Origin of the sequence: Velocimicrobium porci (assembly GCF_009696045.1) — a bacterium.
GTDB lineage: Bacteria > Bacillota > Clostridia > Lachnospirales > Lachnospiraceae > Velocimicrobium > Velocimicrobium porci.
Genome location: NZ_VUMT01000006.1, coordinates 53,890 through 69,360, shown reverse-complemented (window position 1 = coordinate 69,360; position 15,471 = coordinate 53,890). Strand labels below are relative to the sequence as shown.

The window sequence follows — 15,471 nt, the reverse complement described above, 5'->3', positions numbered from 1 at the left end:
ACACATCCTTTCTTCTATGAAAAAAGGATGTGCGTTCTGGCTGATTTCTATTCTGTTTTTCAAAATTTTAGTGAAAAACTCCCAAAAGTCCCTGTATAAATAAAAATAAAATTATAAATGGCAAAATATAAGTAACATATCCTCTTATCCAATTTGGAACTGTGATTCCTTTTCCTTCATTCGCCTCTTTCTGATAGTTTGAAAATCCCCATCCAACTTTAGACACACAAAATAATAGATAGATAACAGAACCCATTGGAAGTAATAAATTACTTACAATAAAATCTTCTAAATCGAGCACTGCTGTATTTGCTCCAAGCGGTGTAAATCCACTCCACAAATTATATCCTAATATACATGGCATTGATGCAATCCCAACAAAAAACAAATTGATAACCGCCGCTTTTTTTCGGTTCATTGGCCAAATATCCATAAAGCAGGCTAAAATATTTTCAAAAACCGCAATAATTGTTGAAAACGCAGCAAATGACATAAATAAGAAAAATAAACTTCCCCAGATTTTTCCTCCGGCCATTGCATTAAACACATTTGGAAGTGTAATAAAGATTAAACTTGGTCCGCTATCCGGATTAACACCATAAGCGAAGCACGCTGGAAATATAATTAATCCGGATACAAAAGCAACAAATGTATCTAAACATGCAATATGAAATGATTCACCTAATAAGCTTCTGGACTTATCCAAATAGCTTCCAAATATCGCCATAGCTCCAATACCAAGACTAAGTGTAAAAAATGCCTGATTCATAGCAGCTACAATTGTTCTTCCAATCCCTACCTGTTTCATACGTTCAAAGTCAGGATACAGATAAAATTTAAGTCCTTCTAAGCCACCGTTTAAAGAAAAACTATGAACTGCCAATACAATCATAATACCTAATAGTGCAATCATCATTCCTTTTGTAACGCGTTCGACACCTTTTTGAAGTCCGAAAGAACATATAGTAAAACCGATAATAACTACAAGAAGCATCCAAAACGTCATAGTTTTTGGTTTTGATAACATATCATTAAATGCCCCTGTCACTTCGGTCGTTGAAAGTCCTTCCATCTTTCCAGTCATAAAACTATAAAAATAGTGAAGCATCCAGCCGGATACTGTTGTATAAAACATCATTAAAACATAGTTTCCTATCATTGCTATGTAACCATGAATATGCCATTTTTGACCCGGCTTTTCTAGGACATAATATGCTTTTACTGTACTTTTTTTACTTGCACGACCAATTGCGAATTCCATCGACAAAACCGGAACACCTACAATGATTAAGAAAAAAATATAAAACAGAACAAAAGCACCGCCACCATATTCTCCTACAACATAAGGGAATCTCCATACATTTCCAATTCCTATTGCACAACCTGCGGATAAAAGTAAAAAGCCCAGTCTTGATTTAAATGTTTCCCGTTCCATTTGACTCTCCTCTCTAGCACAACCTCTTATTAAAAAAGCTGAAAAATGACACAAAACAATTTATCATTTTTCAGCTTTCAATTACTCTTTACCAGATTCTCTATTTTGTCTGCTCTTTCACATCTTTCATAGAGAAACTGATTCTTCCCATTTTATCTTTTCCAAGGCATACGACCTTTACTTTATCTCCAAGTGTAAGTACATCTTCGACATGGTTAATCCGCTCATTTGAAATCTTAGAGATATGAACCATACCTTCTTTTCCAGGAGCAAATTCAACAAATGCACCAAATTCTTTTATGCTCACAACCTTACCTTCAAAAATCTGTCCTTCTTCAAAGTCTGTTGTGATAATCTTTATTAAACGAACAGCTTCGTCAATCATCTCACGTTCTGTTCCACATACCGATACAGATCCTTCTTCGGAAATATCAATTTTAACGCCCGTCTGCTCAATAATCGCATTGATTGTTTTACCTCTCTGACCAACAACATCTCCAATCTTTGAAGGGTCAATCTGGATTTGTGCAATCTTTGGAGCATAAACGCCTACTTCTTTTCTAGGCTCTGCAATTGCAGGAGTCATAATATCATTTAAAATATACTCTCTTGCTTCTTTTGTTCTTCTAATTGCCTCTTCCACGATTTCTCTTGTTAAACCATGAATTTTAATATCCATCTGAATTGCAGTAATTCCATCATGTGTACCTGCAACTTTAAAATCCATATCTCCAAAGAAATCTTCTAATCCCTGAATGTCGGTCAGTACGATATAATCATCATCACTATCTCCGGTTACCAAACCACAGGAAATACCTGCTACCTGCTTCTTAATTGGTACACCTGCTGCCATTAATGACATCGTAGATGCACAAATGGAAGCTTGAGAAGTAGAACCATTGGATTCGAATGTTTCAGATACCGTACGAATTGCATATGGAAATTCTTCTTCACTTGGAAGTACCGGTACCAACGCACGCTCTGCCAATGCTCCATGTCCAATTTCACGGCGTCCCGGTCCTCTGGAAGGCTTTGTTTCACCTACTGAGTAGGATGGGAAATTATAATGATGCATATAACGCTTTGATGTTTCATTTTCATCTAAACCATCTAATCTCTGTGCATCAGATAATGGAGCCAATGTTGTTACTGTACAAATCTGAGTCTGTCCTCTTGTAAACATAGCAGAGCCATGAACTCTAGGAATAATATCAATCTCTGCAGCTAATGGACGAATCTGTGTAATCGCACGACCATCCGGACGTTTATGATCTTTTAAAATCATCTTACGAACTGTTTTCTTTTGATATTGGTATACTGCTTCGTCAATTAATCCAATCCATTCTTCATTTTCTGCAAATTCTTCTTCTAATTTTTCTTTAATCTGACGAATATTTTCTTCTCTCTGCTGTTTTTCATCTGTAAATACTGCCGCCTCCATCTGATCTGGAGTTACAATTTCTTTCATTGCAGCTAATAATTCCTCAGGAACCGCACAACTTTCATAAGTATGTTTTTCTTTTCCTACTTCTGCAACGATTTTGTCAATAAAAGCGATAACTTCCTGATTTACTTCATGAGCTTTATAGATTGCTTCAACCATCTTGTCTTCTGGTACTTCATTTGCACCGGCTTCAATCATAATAACCTTTTCTCTTGTAGAAGCAACCGTCAACTTTAAATCAGATATCTGATTTTGTGCAGCATTCGGATTAATTACAAATTCTCCATTAATTAAACCAACTTGGGTAGTTGCACAAGGTCCATCAAATGGAATATCAGAAATTGCAGTCGCAATTGCAGAGCCAAGCATTGCAGTTAACTCAGGACTACATTCCGGATCTACACTCATTACCATATTATTTAAAGTTACATCATTTCTATAGTCTTTTGGAAATAATGGACGCATAGGACGGTCAATAACACGAGAAGTTAAAATTGCATTTTCAGATGCCTTTCCCTCTCTACGATTGAAACCACCCGGAATTTTTCCAACTGCATATAACTTTTCTTCATATTCTACACTTAATGGGAAAAAATCAATTCCCTCTCTTGGCTTGTCCGAAGCCGTTGCTGTGGATAATACTGTCGTATCACCATAGTGCATAAATGCCGCACCATTTGCCTGGGCCGCAACTCTTCCCACATCCACTGTAAGTGTTCTGCCTGCAAGTTCCATTGTAAAACTTTTATACATATGCTATTCTCCTTATAAATGTAATTTAAAATTATTTTATGGGAGAGATGCCGAAACAACTGAACAAATCATTTTATAAAAATGTCGTAAAAATGACCTCTTCAGAAGTCTCGGGTAACATCTCCACCGCATTAACTTCTTCATTATAACACTTTTATATTTACATTTCTACTATTTTTTATAGACATACGTGCGATAAATCTTTTGTTTCTAAAAAATCACAAAAAAATTGTAAAAAAATCATTTGCAAAAGTTTCAAAAATATGCTATGATATTTTAGTTAATAAAATTAGCCAATGCTCAGCAGTTGGACGACTCCGACCTTCCGCTTAGCATATGGTGTTTAAAAAAATAGGAGGATTTACCAAATGATTAGTAAAGAAAAGAAACAAGAAATTATTAAAGAATACGGTAGAACTGCAAACGATACAGGTTCACCAGAAGTTCAGGTAGCTCTTTTAACAGCTAGAATTAATGAATTAACAGAGCACTTAAAAGTAAACAAAAAAGACCACCACTCCAGAAGAGGTCTTCTTAAAATGGTTGGTCAAAGAAGAAATTTACTTGGTTATTTAAAGAAAACTGACCTTGAAGGTTACCGTAACTTAATCGAAAGATTAGGATTAAGAAAATAATAATTTCAACACAATTCCAAACATCAAACACACAAACAAAAAGCGTTGTTATATTTTATAACAACGCTTTCTTTTTATCTATTCCTTTGCAATCGTTTCAATAATATGCATTTCTTCCTCACTTTTTCTTTCTTCCTCCGGATCGGTTTCTAAAATTGAAAAAGCGATATTAGTACCATGATCTGCCACACGCTCTAAATTAGAACATAAATCGGAGAAAATCGTACCTGCATAAGGGTTACAGACTCCTTCTGTCATTCTTCGAACATGATGCCTTTGAAGCTTATGCTCTAATTCATCTACTTCTTCTTCTAAAGACAAAATTTCCTGCAAATACTCTTCATTTCGTTTTGAGAACATTTCCATAGAATCATCTAATAACCGGACTGTTACACGAAACATTCTTATAAATTCTTCTTTTGCATCTTCTGTAAAATGAAGTTTCTCTCCAATCATCGTTCTTGTATAATCTGCAATATTTTGTGCATGGTCACCAATTCGTTCTATATCACTGACAACATGAAATAAGCTTCCCATTAACTTTCGATCGGCTACCGGAAGCGACAGTTGATTTACTTTTAGCAAATAATTTACAATCTCTGTATTCATGTAATCAATCGTTCCCTCTGTTTCATAAACTTTTTCTAATATTTCTTCATTTTTCGTCAATAACGCTTCTACAGAATCTTTTAAATTTCCAATTGCAATTCTCCCCATACGCTGTAACTCACATATTGCCTGTGGAATCGCGGCTGTTGGCGAATACACAAGATGCTCTCCTATATATTCCAAATGACGGGTTGCCGGCTGCTCGTCATGACCGGGAACAAAGAAGTAAGTAAGCTTAATAATCCAATCAGAAAATGGTAAAAGCATAATTACCTGTGCAACTTTAAATAAAGTATGGGTATTTGCAACATCTCTTGCAATACGTGTGCCAGGATCAGCAATTCCAGCTGTAAGACTATGAATCAAATGGTAAACACCGTCTTTTGCAAATGCCAAAATAATTACAAAAAGAAACGTTCCGATAATATTAAATAACAAATGAATCAATGCCGCTCTCTTTGCCATCTTCTTTCCGCTAAGACTGGCAAGTCCGGCAGAAACACAGGCACCAATATTACATCCTAAAATCAAATAAAAGCAAATTGGTAATTCTAATAACCCCTGAGAAGCTAACAAAATAATAATTCCGACTGTTGCTGAGGAGCTTTGAAGCACTGCCGTCACAAGCATTCCAACTAAAAGAGCTAATACAGGGCTTGTCAATGAACTCATCGTACCAACAACAAATGCAGAGTTTTTAACCTCGGATAAAGAGGAAGACATTGTACTCATACCAACAAACAACATACCAAATCCTAAAATAACTTCTCCGAGTTTTTTAACAAATGGTTTTTTAACAAACATAACCATAATGACACCTGTCATTAAAAATAACGGCGCAATCGCTGTCAAATTGAATGCAATCAACTGACCAGTCATTGTCGTACCAATATTGGCTCCCATAATTACACCAGCTGCTTCTCCAAGGCGCATTAGGCCCGCATCGACGAAGCTGACAACTAATACAGTTGCTGCACTTGATGACTGAATAACAGCAGTAAAAAGAAGTCCTACCAACATACCGATAAAGCGATTTTTTGTTAAGGTCTCTAAAATAGTTCTAAGTTTTGCACCAGCAACCTTCTGAAGACCATCTCCCATCAATTTCATTCCGTACAAAAATAGCCCTAATCCGCTGACTAATCCTAGAATAACGTTCATTCCCATAACAATCTCCTAACTATTGACTCTGAAATAAAAGAGTCAACTTTGTGTAAAATAAAAGTAAAATTTTCGTTAAGAAAATTCACCATTTACTACTTTAATATATCTTATAAAAAGATACAAGCCTTTTTTTCTATAATTCGACTTTTTTTACACTTTTAGTAAAAGTTCCTTGCGTTTTTTTCAAATTTTTGATATTCTAAATCAAACTGGTCTTTTCGTATTCTTTATTTTGATACTTCAAAACCATACCAGGAGGTTATTATGTTTACAATACTATTAGATTCCAATTCACCTGTCTCATTATATGAACAAATATACCATTATTTAAAACAGGAAATTCAAACCGGTCGCCTTAGCTGTGGAACGAAACTTCCTTCTACAAGAAACTTAGCTTCTCATCTTTCTGTCAGTAGAAATACTGTCGATATGGCTTATGGTCAATTACTTTCCGAAGGATATATCGAATCTTTTCCAAAACGAGGATATTTTGTAAATGAAATTAAATGTTTAACACAAATTTGTTCTGCAAATAATCAAAAAAATGCAAAACCAATGTTGGATTCTTCCATGTATCAATATGACTTTTCTCCATTTGCAGTTGACCTTGCCCATTTTCCATACCACACATGGCGCCAGCTTTCAAAAAACTGTTTCAAAGAAGATACGGACTTATTTTTGTTAGGGGAAAATCAAGGCGACGACGCTCTTCGAGATGCAATCGCCTCATATTTACATCAGTCCCGTGCAGTACATTGCTCGAAAGAACAAATCATTGTAGGAGCCGGAGTTGATTATCTTCTTAAACTCCTCTCCTCTATTCTTGGTCCCAATCAAAATATCGCAATGGAAAATCCTACTTATAAACGAGCCTATCAGATTTTTCAAGAATCCGGCTATACGATTACGCCAATCCCATTGGATGAATCAGGTATGAAAGTAAGTGAATTAAATACAACTAATTGTAATATTTCTTATGTCACACCATCTCACCAATACCCACTTGGGATTATAATGCCAATCAAACGTCGGATGGAGTTATTAGAATGGGCATATTCCAATCAAGACCACTACATTATTGAAGATGATCATGATAGTGAATTTCGTTATAAAGGAAAGCCAATTCCTTCTTTACAGGGCATTGATTTAAAAGAAAAAGTAATCTATATTGGAACTTTTTCCAAGGCAATTGCACCTGCAATTCGTGTCGGGTATATTGTCCTTCCCCAAAAATTATTACAACGATATAGAGAAAAAGTCGGATTTTATTCTTGTACCGTTTCTCGCATTGACCAGGCGATTATCACTGAATTTATTACAAATGGTTACTTTGAACGCCATCTCAATCGTATGAGAAAAATTTATAAAATGAAACATGATTTGCTACTCTCTTATTTAAAGCCATATAAGTCAAAGTTGCGAATCTATGGAGAAAATGCAGGTTTGCATCTTGTTGTAGAACTTAACACAAAAGAATCAGAACAAGAAATTTTAAATAAAGCCAAACAAAATCAAATTAAACTCTACGGGCTTTCGGAACACTTTATTGTTATTCCTCCCGATTACAAACCTACTTTTTTAATAGGATATGCTAATTTACCAGAAACAGATATAAAAGATGGCATAAAAAAATTATTAGAAAATTTATTTTAATTCTATCTTACACAAATTTATACTTGTACATTTCTAAAGGCATATAAAAAAGATATTGTAACGTTACACAAATAACTGTTACAATATCTTTTTCATTTTATTTCATGAAGCAAAATACTGTTTTCCAAATATTGCATCATTTTCCATCTGCTGTTTCAGTTCTTCAATTGATACAAACTTTTTTTCCGGACGTTCAAAACAATACAAATCAACTTTCAATTCTTTCCCATATAAATTACCATGATAATCAAATAAAAATGTTTCCACCAGCCGCTTTTCTTCAGCACCTACAGTTGGTTTTACTCCTATATTCGTGATTCCAATAAATTCTTTGCCATCCACCTTTGTCTTAGACACATATACACCATAAGGAGGTAACAATTTTTCATCAGACGGAACAATATTAGCGGTCGGCATTCCCAAAGTTCTTCCTAGTTTTCTTCCATGTGTGACAGTACCGGTAACAAAATATGGTTGTCCAAGCATTTGCTGAACCAACTCCATATTTCCGTTGCGAAGTTCCTTCCGAATTCTGGAGCTGCTGACACAGGAACCTCCAAGTTTTACTTTTTCGAATACAATCAGCTTATAGCCATATTCTTCTGACATACGTTCTAATAAAGCAATATCCCCACACCGATTGTGTCCAAAATGAAAATCTGATCCAACCACCACTGCTTTCGCATCTAATTGTTTCACTAAAATTTCTTTAATAAATTGCTCAGGTTCCATTTTTAGCATCTCCCTAGTAAATGGATAGGAAATAATTGTGTCAATTCCGAATTCTTCAAACTGAGTCTTTTTCTCTTCTTCCGTAAAAATTAAATTCAGCTCTGTATTCGATAATAACACCGAAGGAGGGAATAAAAAACTAAATACTACAGTTTCCAATCCCTGCTCTTTAAACTGTTTGACACAGTTTAGCAGTCTTTGATGACCAATATGTATCCCATCAAATTTTCCTAATGTAACTGCTGTATTTTTCAATTGAAATTTCGTATCGTTTAAATACTGCATAATTCACCTCCTATCGTTTTAATAACTCCTCTACAAAAACATTTTATATGGTTTGTATTGATTTTTCTTTCTGTCAAACTGATATAAGCCGACAAATACATTTTTATAATCATATACACGAAACAATTGAGCTACTCCTTCTGTCTGATTTATAATCTCATTCTTTTGTTCCGAATTGTTCAAATCTATATTTTTCTTTAAAAAACAATTTCCATTATAAATAAAACGACAGCTTTCTTCTTTGATTACCAATTTGGGATATTGGGAAAACAAAGTGTCAACCGGTAAAAAATAAGATTCAACGGTTCCTTCTTTCATCTTTTCCTCTACTTCAGCTAACGTCAGGCTATCGCTTAACTGAAATCGTTCCACTCTTGTCCGTTTTAGTTCTTTCATACAAGCACCGCAGCCAAGTTTTTCACCAATATCATGACACAAGGTTCGGATATAAGTTCCTTTTGAGCAAGTAACTTCCATCGTTACCTCAAAAGCTTCCAAATCAATTTTTTTTATAATCAATTCATGAATTAGAACCTTTCTCGCTTTTCTCTCTACTTCTTTTCCTTCCCTTGCAAGCTCATACAATTTCTTTCCATTTACCTTCAATGCTGAATACATAGGTGGAATTTGGCTATATTCACCACAAAAGGAAAGAGAAGCTTCTTTTATCTCCTGTTCTGACAAAAGCACGTTTCTCTCTTCCAATATAGTCCCTGTCATATCCTGCGTATCTGTCTTTATTCCTAACTTCATAACCGTTTCATAAGTTTTATCTTTATCGGTCAGCAAATCACAAAGTTTCGTTGCCTTCCCCACGCAGACCGGAAGAACTCCTTCTGCTTCCGGATCCAAAGTGCCTGTATGACCAATTTTTCTCATTTTTAATATGCCTCGAAGTTTGGCAACTACATCATGAGAAGTAAATCCTTTTTCTTTATAGATTACAATAATTCCATCCATCATTATTCTCTTTCACTTTTACTATTCTCCAGTTGATTTGCAATGTGACCAACCAGATTATTGATAACATCGTGATAACGGCCTTTCATTTTGCATCCTGCTGCTTTCACGTGCCCGCCGCCACCAAAATAAGTTGCAATCTTACTCACATTTACAATTCCATTCGAACGCATGCTTACTTTATATTCCTGTAATGCAGTTTCATGTGCAAAAATCGCAACTTCAACCTTTTCGGTCACTCTAAGCTGATCAACGATTCCGTCTAAATCGCTGCTTCCTGCTCCATAAAATTTCATTGTTTCTTCATCAATGCAAGAAGCAATTACTTTCCCATCAAGAATTCTTATACTTTCCATCAGGCATCTTCCAAGAAGCTGGTTTTGTACATATGTTTTTTCATAAAAAGTTTTATCAATTATTTTAGAAAACGGAATTCCTTTTTCAATTAAAAAACCTGCAATTTCCATTGTTTTTCTTGAAGTACAAGAGTGCCTGAATACTCCTGTATCATGTACAATGCCAAGATATAACGCTTCTGCAATCTCTCTTGTAATTAAGTCTTCTTCCATCAAAGAAAATAATATTTCACAGGTAGAACTGGAATCACCAATTACATGATTTTCATTTCCAAACTTTGTATTGCTGACATGATGGTCAATATTTACTACCTTTTTTGCACAGTCAAGAACCGGTTCCGCAAAACCTAACCGGTCTTTCGAGCCACAATCTAATGAAATAAATAAATCATACTCTGGAACTTCCTTTTCCATTTCTACGCTTGTTTTTATCTTGTCACTATCCTTTAAAAAAGCAAAGACTGGTACAACTTCTTCCAGATAAACATCAATCTGTCTATCCGGTAAAGTTTGACTTAAATATTGGTACATTGCCAGACAGGAACCAAAACAGTCCCCGTCTGGTCTTACATGTCCGGCAATTGCAATGGATTTTTCATCTTTTATAATTTCCAATATCTTATTCATCCAAATCACTGCTTTCTCGATCTACGATATTTTTATTAACCTCATCAATCAAATGTGACATATTTACACCATATTCGATTGATTGATCCATAATAAATGTAAGCTCAGGCGTATTGCGGAGATTAATTGTCTTTGCTAACTGACTTCTCATAAAAGACGAAGCACTTTTTAGTCCTTTATAAGTTTCTTCTCTTTCTTCTTCATTGCCTAATACACTGATATACACCTTTGCATGTTTTAAATCCGGTGCAACCTCTACTGCTACAACGGATGTCATAGGATGAATCCGTGGATCTTTAATCTCAGTTGCAATTAACTTACTTAATTCTTTTTGAACCTCACCATTTATTCTTGTATTTTTGATACTATTTTTACGCATTGCTTCACTTCCTGTCTGTTTTTTCGTGTACTATCTTGGTACCTCTTCCATTACATAAAGCTCTACTTTATCTTCTTCTTTGATATCATTGAATTTTTCAAATACAAGTCCGCACTCATAACCAGAAGCTACTTCTTTTACATCATCTTTAAAACGCTTCAATGATGCTAAATCACCATCAAAAATAACTTCACCGTCACGAGTAACTCTTGCTTTACAACCGCGAACAATTTTTCCATCTAATACATAGGAACCTGCAATCATACCAACACCAGAAGCTTTGAATGTCTGACGTACCTCTGCATGACCAATAATTTTTTCTTCAAATACTGGATCCAGCATGCCTTTCATGGCTGCCTCAATATCTTCAATTGCGTTATAAATAACTTTATATAGACGCAAATCTACTTTTTCTCTTTCTGCAATATCTTTTGCAGTTGGGTCCGGGCGAACATTAAATCCGATAATAATTGCGTTAGAAGCACTCGCTAACGTTACATCCGATTCATTAATTGCACCAACACCGCCATGAATAATACGGATTGCTACTTCTTCATTGCTTAATTTTAATAAACTTTGTTTTACTGCTTCTACTGAACCCTGTACATCGGCTTTTACAATCAGATTAAGTTCTTTGATATTTCCGGCCTGAATTTGTGAGAATAGTCCATCTAAAGATAATTTAGATTTTGTTTCTGCCAATAATTTTTCTCTTCCCTGCTTAATATATGCCTCTGCAATCGAACGGGCTTCTTTATCGTTTTCTGTTGCCATAAAGATTTCACCTGCATCCGGAACTTCATTCAAACCTAGAATTTCTACAGGTGTAGAAGGTGTTGCTTCCTTTACTCTTCTTCCTTTATCATCTACCATCGCACGAACTTTACCATGTGCAGAACCAATTACAATCGAGTCACCAACATGAAGAGTACCTTTTTGTACTAAAATTGTAGCAACCGGTCCTCTTCCTTTATCAAGCTGTGCTTCGATTACAATACCTCTTGCTTTACGATTTGGATTTGCTTTTAATTCAGAAACTTCTGCTGTTAATAAAATCATTTCAAGAAGCTGGTCCAAACCTTCTTTTGTTTTTGCAGATACTGGTACAAATACAGTACTTCCGCCCCAATCCTCTGCAATTAATTCATATTCTGATAATTCTTGTTTTACACGTTCGATATTGGCACCCGGTTTATCAATTTTATTGATTGCTACAATAATTTCAACTTCTGCTGCCTTAGCATGACTGATTGCCTCTACAGTCTGAGGCATAACACCATCGTCTGCAGCAACAACTAAAATCGCAATATCCGTTGATTTCGCACCACGCATACGCATAGAAGTAAATGCCTCATGTCCCGGAGTATCTAAAAATGTGATTTTTTCTCCATTTACATTTACTGTATAAGCACCGATATGCTGTGTGATACCACCTGCTTCTTTCTCTGTTACACTTGTCTGGCGAATTGCATCAAGCAAAGAGGTTTTACCATGGTCAACGTGTCCCATAACACATACAACCGGAGGACGTTTTTCAAGTGTGCTTTCATCTTCTTCATCCTCTTTTAAAATTTCCTCAATTACATCCACTTGTTCTTCTAATTCTGCTATACAGTTAAACTCAAGTGCAATCTCTTCCGCTTCTTCAAAGCTGATTTCCTGATTGATAGAAACCATTTTTCCCTGTAAAAATAATTTCTTTACAACACTCGCAGCCGGCTGTTTCATCTTGTCTGCTAAATCACGAATTGTCATTGTTTCTGGTAATGTAATCGTTTTAATTGTATCTTCTGTTTCTGGTTCTTTCACTACTGGTTTTGGCATAATAAACGCACCTTTTCTATTTGGATCTTTTTCTTTCTTGGATGGCATATCATTGTCATTTCTGTACTTCTTATTATTTCTGTTTTTATCATTTCTGCTATTTTTATTATTGTAATCATTCTTTCTTGAATTTCCTTTATCAAAGGAAGGTGTATCAAAGGAAATAGCATGCTCAAAATTATTTCCTCCAAACCGGTTATTATTTTGAGTTCTATTATTATTTCTGTCATTGCCCTGTTGTCTCCGATCCGAATTCGGGGATTTTCGTTCATTGTTATTGAAGCGATTATTATTTCGGTTATTATTACGTTCTGTGTTGTTTCGATTATTCCGATTGTTGTTTCGCTCATTATTGTTTTGGCTGTTATTTTTATTTCGATTACTATTCCGGTCGTTATTGTTTCGGTTATTATTACGTTCTGTACTATTTCGATTATTGTTACGTCCAGCCTCTTTTACTTTTTCCTCTGGTTTTTTTTCATTTTCATTTTTTTGTTTTGACTCATTTGTCAATTCTGCTGTTTTTACTTCTATCTTTGATTCTTCTACTTTCTTTTCTGTCACTTTAACCTCTCTAACCTCTTCTGTTACTTTACTCTCTACTTTTTCTATTTCGTTTTGTTTCAAAGCTTTTGTATCTTCTTTTTTTGGTGCAAAATGTTTTAATACAAATGCAATGGCATCGTCTTCAATATTACTATTATGACTCTTTACTTCAAATCCATTCTCATTTAATGCCTTGACAAGATCACTGCTCTTTGTATTCAAACTCTTTGCGATTTCATATATCTTCATTTTTGCCATACTTTCTACCTCCTATTTCAGTTGTTTTTCTACTGCATCCGAAAGTCCCTGGTCAAGAATAGCCAAAGAAGCTCTTGTTTCTTTTCCCATTGCATGACCCAAACCAATTTTGTCACTATAAAAGTATAGCGGCACATGATAATACTCGCACATATTCATAAACATCTTCTTCGTATTATTGGAAGCATCTTCTGCTACAATAACCAGACAAGCGCTTCCTTCTTTTACCGATTTTTCCGTCATGAATTCTCCACTTGCAATATTTCCTGACTTTGTTGCAAGTCCCAGATACGATAATACTTTATCAGGTTTCAAACTCTGTCAACTCCCTTTCTAAAGTTTCATATACTTCTTTTGGTATCGCTACTTTTAAAGAACGTTCTAATGCCTTTGTTTTCACTGCATTTGATAAACAATCTAAAGAATTACATATATATGCCCCTCTGCCATTTTTCTTGCTTGTTTTATCAATCACAATTTCATCTTCCGGCGTTTTAATTACACGAATCAATTCTTTCTTCGGTTTCATTTCGCCACACCCAATACATTTTCTTAAAGGGACTTTTTTTCCTGTCATATGTCATCTCCCTTTCTAATTATATTTTAACTTTCTACTGAATATAAAAGCTCTCATTTTTTAACAAATTATTCTGTCATATCCTCTTGTGTTTCTGTTGTCTGTTCCATTTCATTAGCTTCTTTGGATTCTTCTAAATTCTCTTGTTTTGTTTCAGAAACAGAACAAGCCTGTGACTCACTTTTAATGTCAATTTTATAGCCTGTTAATCTTGCTGCTAATCTTGCATTCTGTCCTTCTTTTCCAATTGCAAGTGATAACTGATAATCAGGTACAATCACTCTTGCTGATTTTTCTTCCGGATCTACCTCTACAGATACTACTTTCGCCGGACTTAATGCATTTTCAATTAATACAGCAGGGTCTTCGCTCCAATTAATAATATCAATTTTTTCACCTCGAAGCTCATTTACAATCGCATTCACTCTTGCACCATTTAAGCCGACACATGCACCCACCGGGTCAACGTCCGGATTGGAGGTGTATACAGCCATTTTTGTTCTTGAACCTGCTTCTCTTGCAATGCTCTTAATCTCAACGGTGCCATCTTTTACTTCTGCTACTTCTGACTCAAACAAACGTTTTACCAACTCCGGATGTGTTCTGGATACCGTAATGCGTGGTCCTTTTGTCGTATCTTTTACTTCAATTACATATAATTTTATACGGTCAGTAGGTTTAAAGCGCTCTGTTTTTACCTGTTCATTTTCCGTTAATACGGCATCTACTTTACCAAGATTAATACTAATGTTATTTCCCTGATAACGTTGAACAATACCTGTTACAATATCCTTTTCTTTTCCATAATACTGGTTATAAAGAACTTTTCTTTCCTCTTCACGAATTTTCTGTACAACAACTTGTTTTGCCTTTTGAGCTGCAATACGTCCAAAATTCTTAGGTGTTACCTCCACTTGTACAATTTCACCTAATCCATAAGTTGGATATTTTAACTTTGCTTCTGTTAAACTGATTTGAGTTGCCTCATCTTCTACTTCTTCTACAATTTCACGATCTGCATATACATTAACAGCACCCGTTTCTTTATTAATATTGACATGAATATTGTCTGCTTTTCCAAAATGATTTTTACATGCAGCAACTAAAGAATTCTCCATTGCTTCTAATAAAACATCCTTACTGATGTCTTTTTCTTTTTCAATCTGATTTAATGCTAAGATTAGTTCCTTATTTTCGTTCATCTCTAATACCATGCATATTATAATTATCTTAT

The 15,471-nt window shown here is 35.0% G+C and carries 13 protein-coding genes; 2 read left to right on the top strand and 11 right to left on the bottom strand.

Translation table 11 applies throughout. The features are described from left to right. Positions 1 to 67: 67 nt before the first annotated feature. Together FYJ58_RS05555 and FYJ58_RS05550 are read right to left on the bottom strand one after the other, a co-directional pair. Complete coding sequence (locus tag FYJ58_RS05555; protein ID WP_154518484.1) at positions 68 to 1,435, bottom strand: sodium-dependent transporter; 1,368 nt, start codon at positions 1,433 to 1,435, stop codon at positions 68 to 70. Between the two features lie 100 nt (positions 1,436 to 1,535). Then, positions 1,536 to 3,632: a polyribonucleotide nucleotidyltransferase gene (locus tag FYJ58_RS05550; RefSeq protein WP_154518480.1), complete on the bottom strand. Its 2,097-nt coding sequence runs from the start codon at positions 3,630 to 3,632 to the stop codon at positions 1,536 to 1,538. 368 nt (positions 3,633 to 4,000) lie between these two features. Here FYJ58_RS05550 and rpsO point away from each other — a divergent pair, with 368 nt between their 5' ends. Then, positions 4,001 to 4,267 (top strand): 30S ribosomal protein S15, encoded by a 267-nt coding sequence (gene rpsO, locus FYJ58_RS05545; RefSeq protein ID WP_154518477.1) that lies wholly within the window; start codon positions 4,001 to 4,003, stop codon positions 4,265 to 4,267. A 78-nt stretch (positions 4,268 to 4,345) separates the two neighbouring features. Here the strand turns inward: rpsO and FYJ58_RS05540 are convergent, their stop codons facing one another. Next, positions 4,346 to 6,043, bottom strand: coding sequence for a Na/Pi cotransporter family protein (locus FYJ58_RS05540; protein WP_154518474.1), 1,698 nt, complete (start codon positions 6,041 to 6,043; stop codon positions 4,346 to 4,348). Positions 6,044 to 6,304: 261 nt separating this feature from the next. On the opposite strand from FYJ58_RS05540, the gene pdxR reads away from it, so the two are divergent. Continuing rightward, on the top strand, positions 6,305 to 7,693 hold the full coding sequence (gene pdxR, locus FYJ58_RS05535; RefSeq protein ID WP_154518471.1) for a MocR-like pyridoxine biosynthesis transcription factor PdxR: 1,389 nt from the start codon (positions 6,305 to 6,307) through the stop codon (positions 7,691 to 7,693). 102 nt (positions 7,694 to 7,795) lie between these two features. On the opposite strand, the gene FYJ58_RS05530 is transcribed toward pdxR, so the two are convergent. From FYJ58_RS05530 to nusA, 8 genes are all read right to left on the bottom strand, one after another. Continuing rightward, positions 7,796 to 8,710, bottom strand: a complete 915-nt coding sequence (locus FYJ58_RS05530; protein ID WP_154518468.1) for a bifunctional riboflavin kinase/FAD synthetase — start codon at positions 8,708 to 8,710, stop codon at positions 7,796 to 7,798. Positions 8,711 to 8,740: 30 nt separating this feature from the next. Next, complete coding sequence (gene truB / locus FYJ58_RS05525) at positions 8,741 to 9,673, bottom strand: tRNA pseudouridine(55) synthase TruB (protein ID WP_154518465.1); 933 nt, start codon at positions 9,671 to 9,673, stop codon at positions 8,741 to 8,743. Further along, a complete protein-coding gene (locus FYJ58_RS05520; protein ID WP_154518463.1) occupies positions 9,673 to 10,653 on the bottom strand; it encodes a DHH family phosphoesterase in 981 nt (326 codons plus the stop codon). Before FYJ58_RS05520 ends, truB begins: the two co-directional genes overlap by 1 nt. Then, positions 10,646 to 11,032: a 30S ribosome-binding factor RbfA gene (rbfA, locus tag FYJ58_RS05515; protein ID WP_154518460.1), complete on the bottom strand. Its 387-nt coding sequence runs from the start codon at positions 11,030 to 11,032 to the stop codon at positions 10,646 to 10,648. The genes FYJ58_RS05520 and rbfA overlap by 8 nt, the downstream gene beginning before the upstream one ends. A 30-nt stretch (positions 11,033 to 11,062) precedes the next feature. Next, positions 11,063 to 13,660, bottom strand: a complete 2,598-nt coding sequence (infB, locus tag FYJ58_RS05510; RefSeq protein WP_154518457.1) for a translation initiation factor IF-2 — start codon at positions 13,658 to 13,660, stop codon at positions 11,063 to 11,065. A gap of 12 nt (positions 13,661 to 13,672) precedes the next feature. After that, positions 13,673 to 13,975 carry a L7Ae/L30e/S12e/Gadd45 family ribosomal protein gene (locus tag FYJ58_RS05505; RefSeq protein ID WP_154518454.1) on the bottom strand — a complete coding sequence of 101 codons (303 nt, stop codon included), beginning with the start codon at positions 13,973 to 13,975 and terminating at the stop codon, positions 13,673 to 13,675. Further along, entirely contained in the window at positions 13,965 to 14,237 is a 273-nt protein-coding gene (rnpM, locus tag FYJ58_RS05500; protein WP_154518451.1) for an RNase P modulator RnpM, read from the bottom strand. Before rnpM ends, FYJ58_RS05505 begins: the two co-directional genes overlap by 11 nt. A 68-nt stretch (positions 14,238 to 14,305) precedes the next feature. Beyond that, positions 14,306 to 15,439: a transcription termination factor NusA gene (nusA, locus tag FYJ58_RS05495; protein WP_154518448.1), complete on the bottom strand. Its 1,134-nt coding sequence runs from the start codon at positions 15,437 to 15,439 to the stop codon at positions 14,306 to 14,308. Positions 15,440 to 15,471 lie beyond the last annotated feature (32 nt).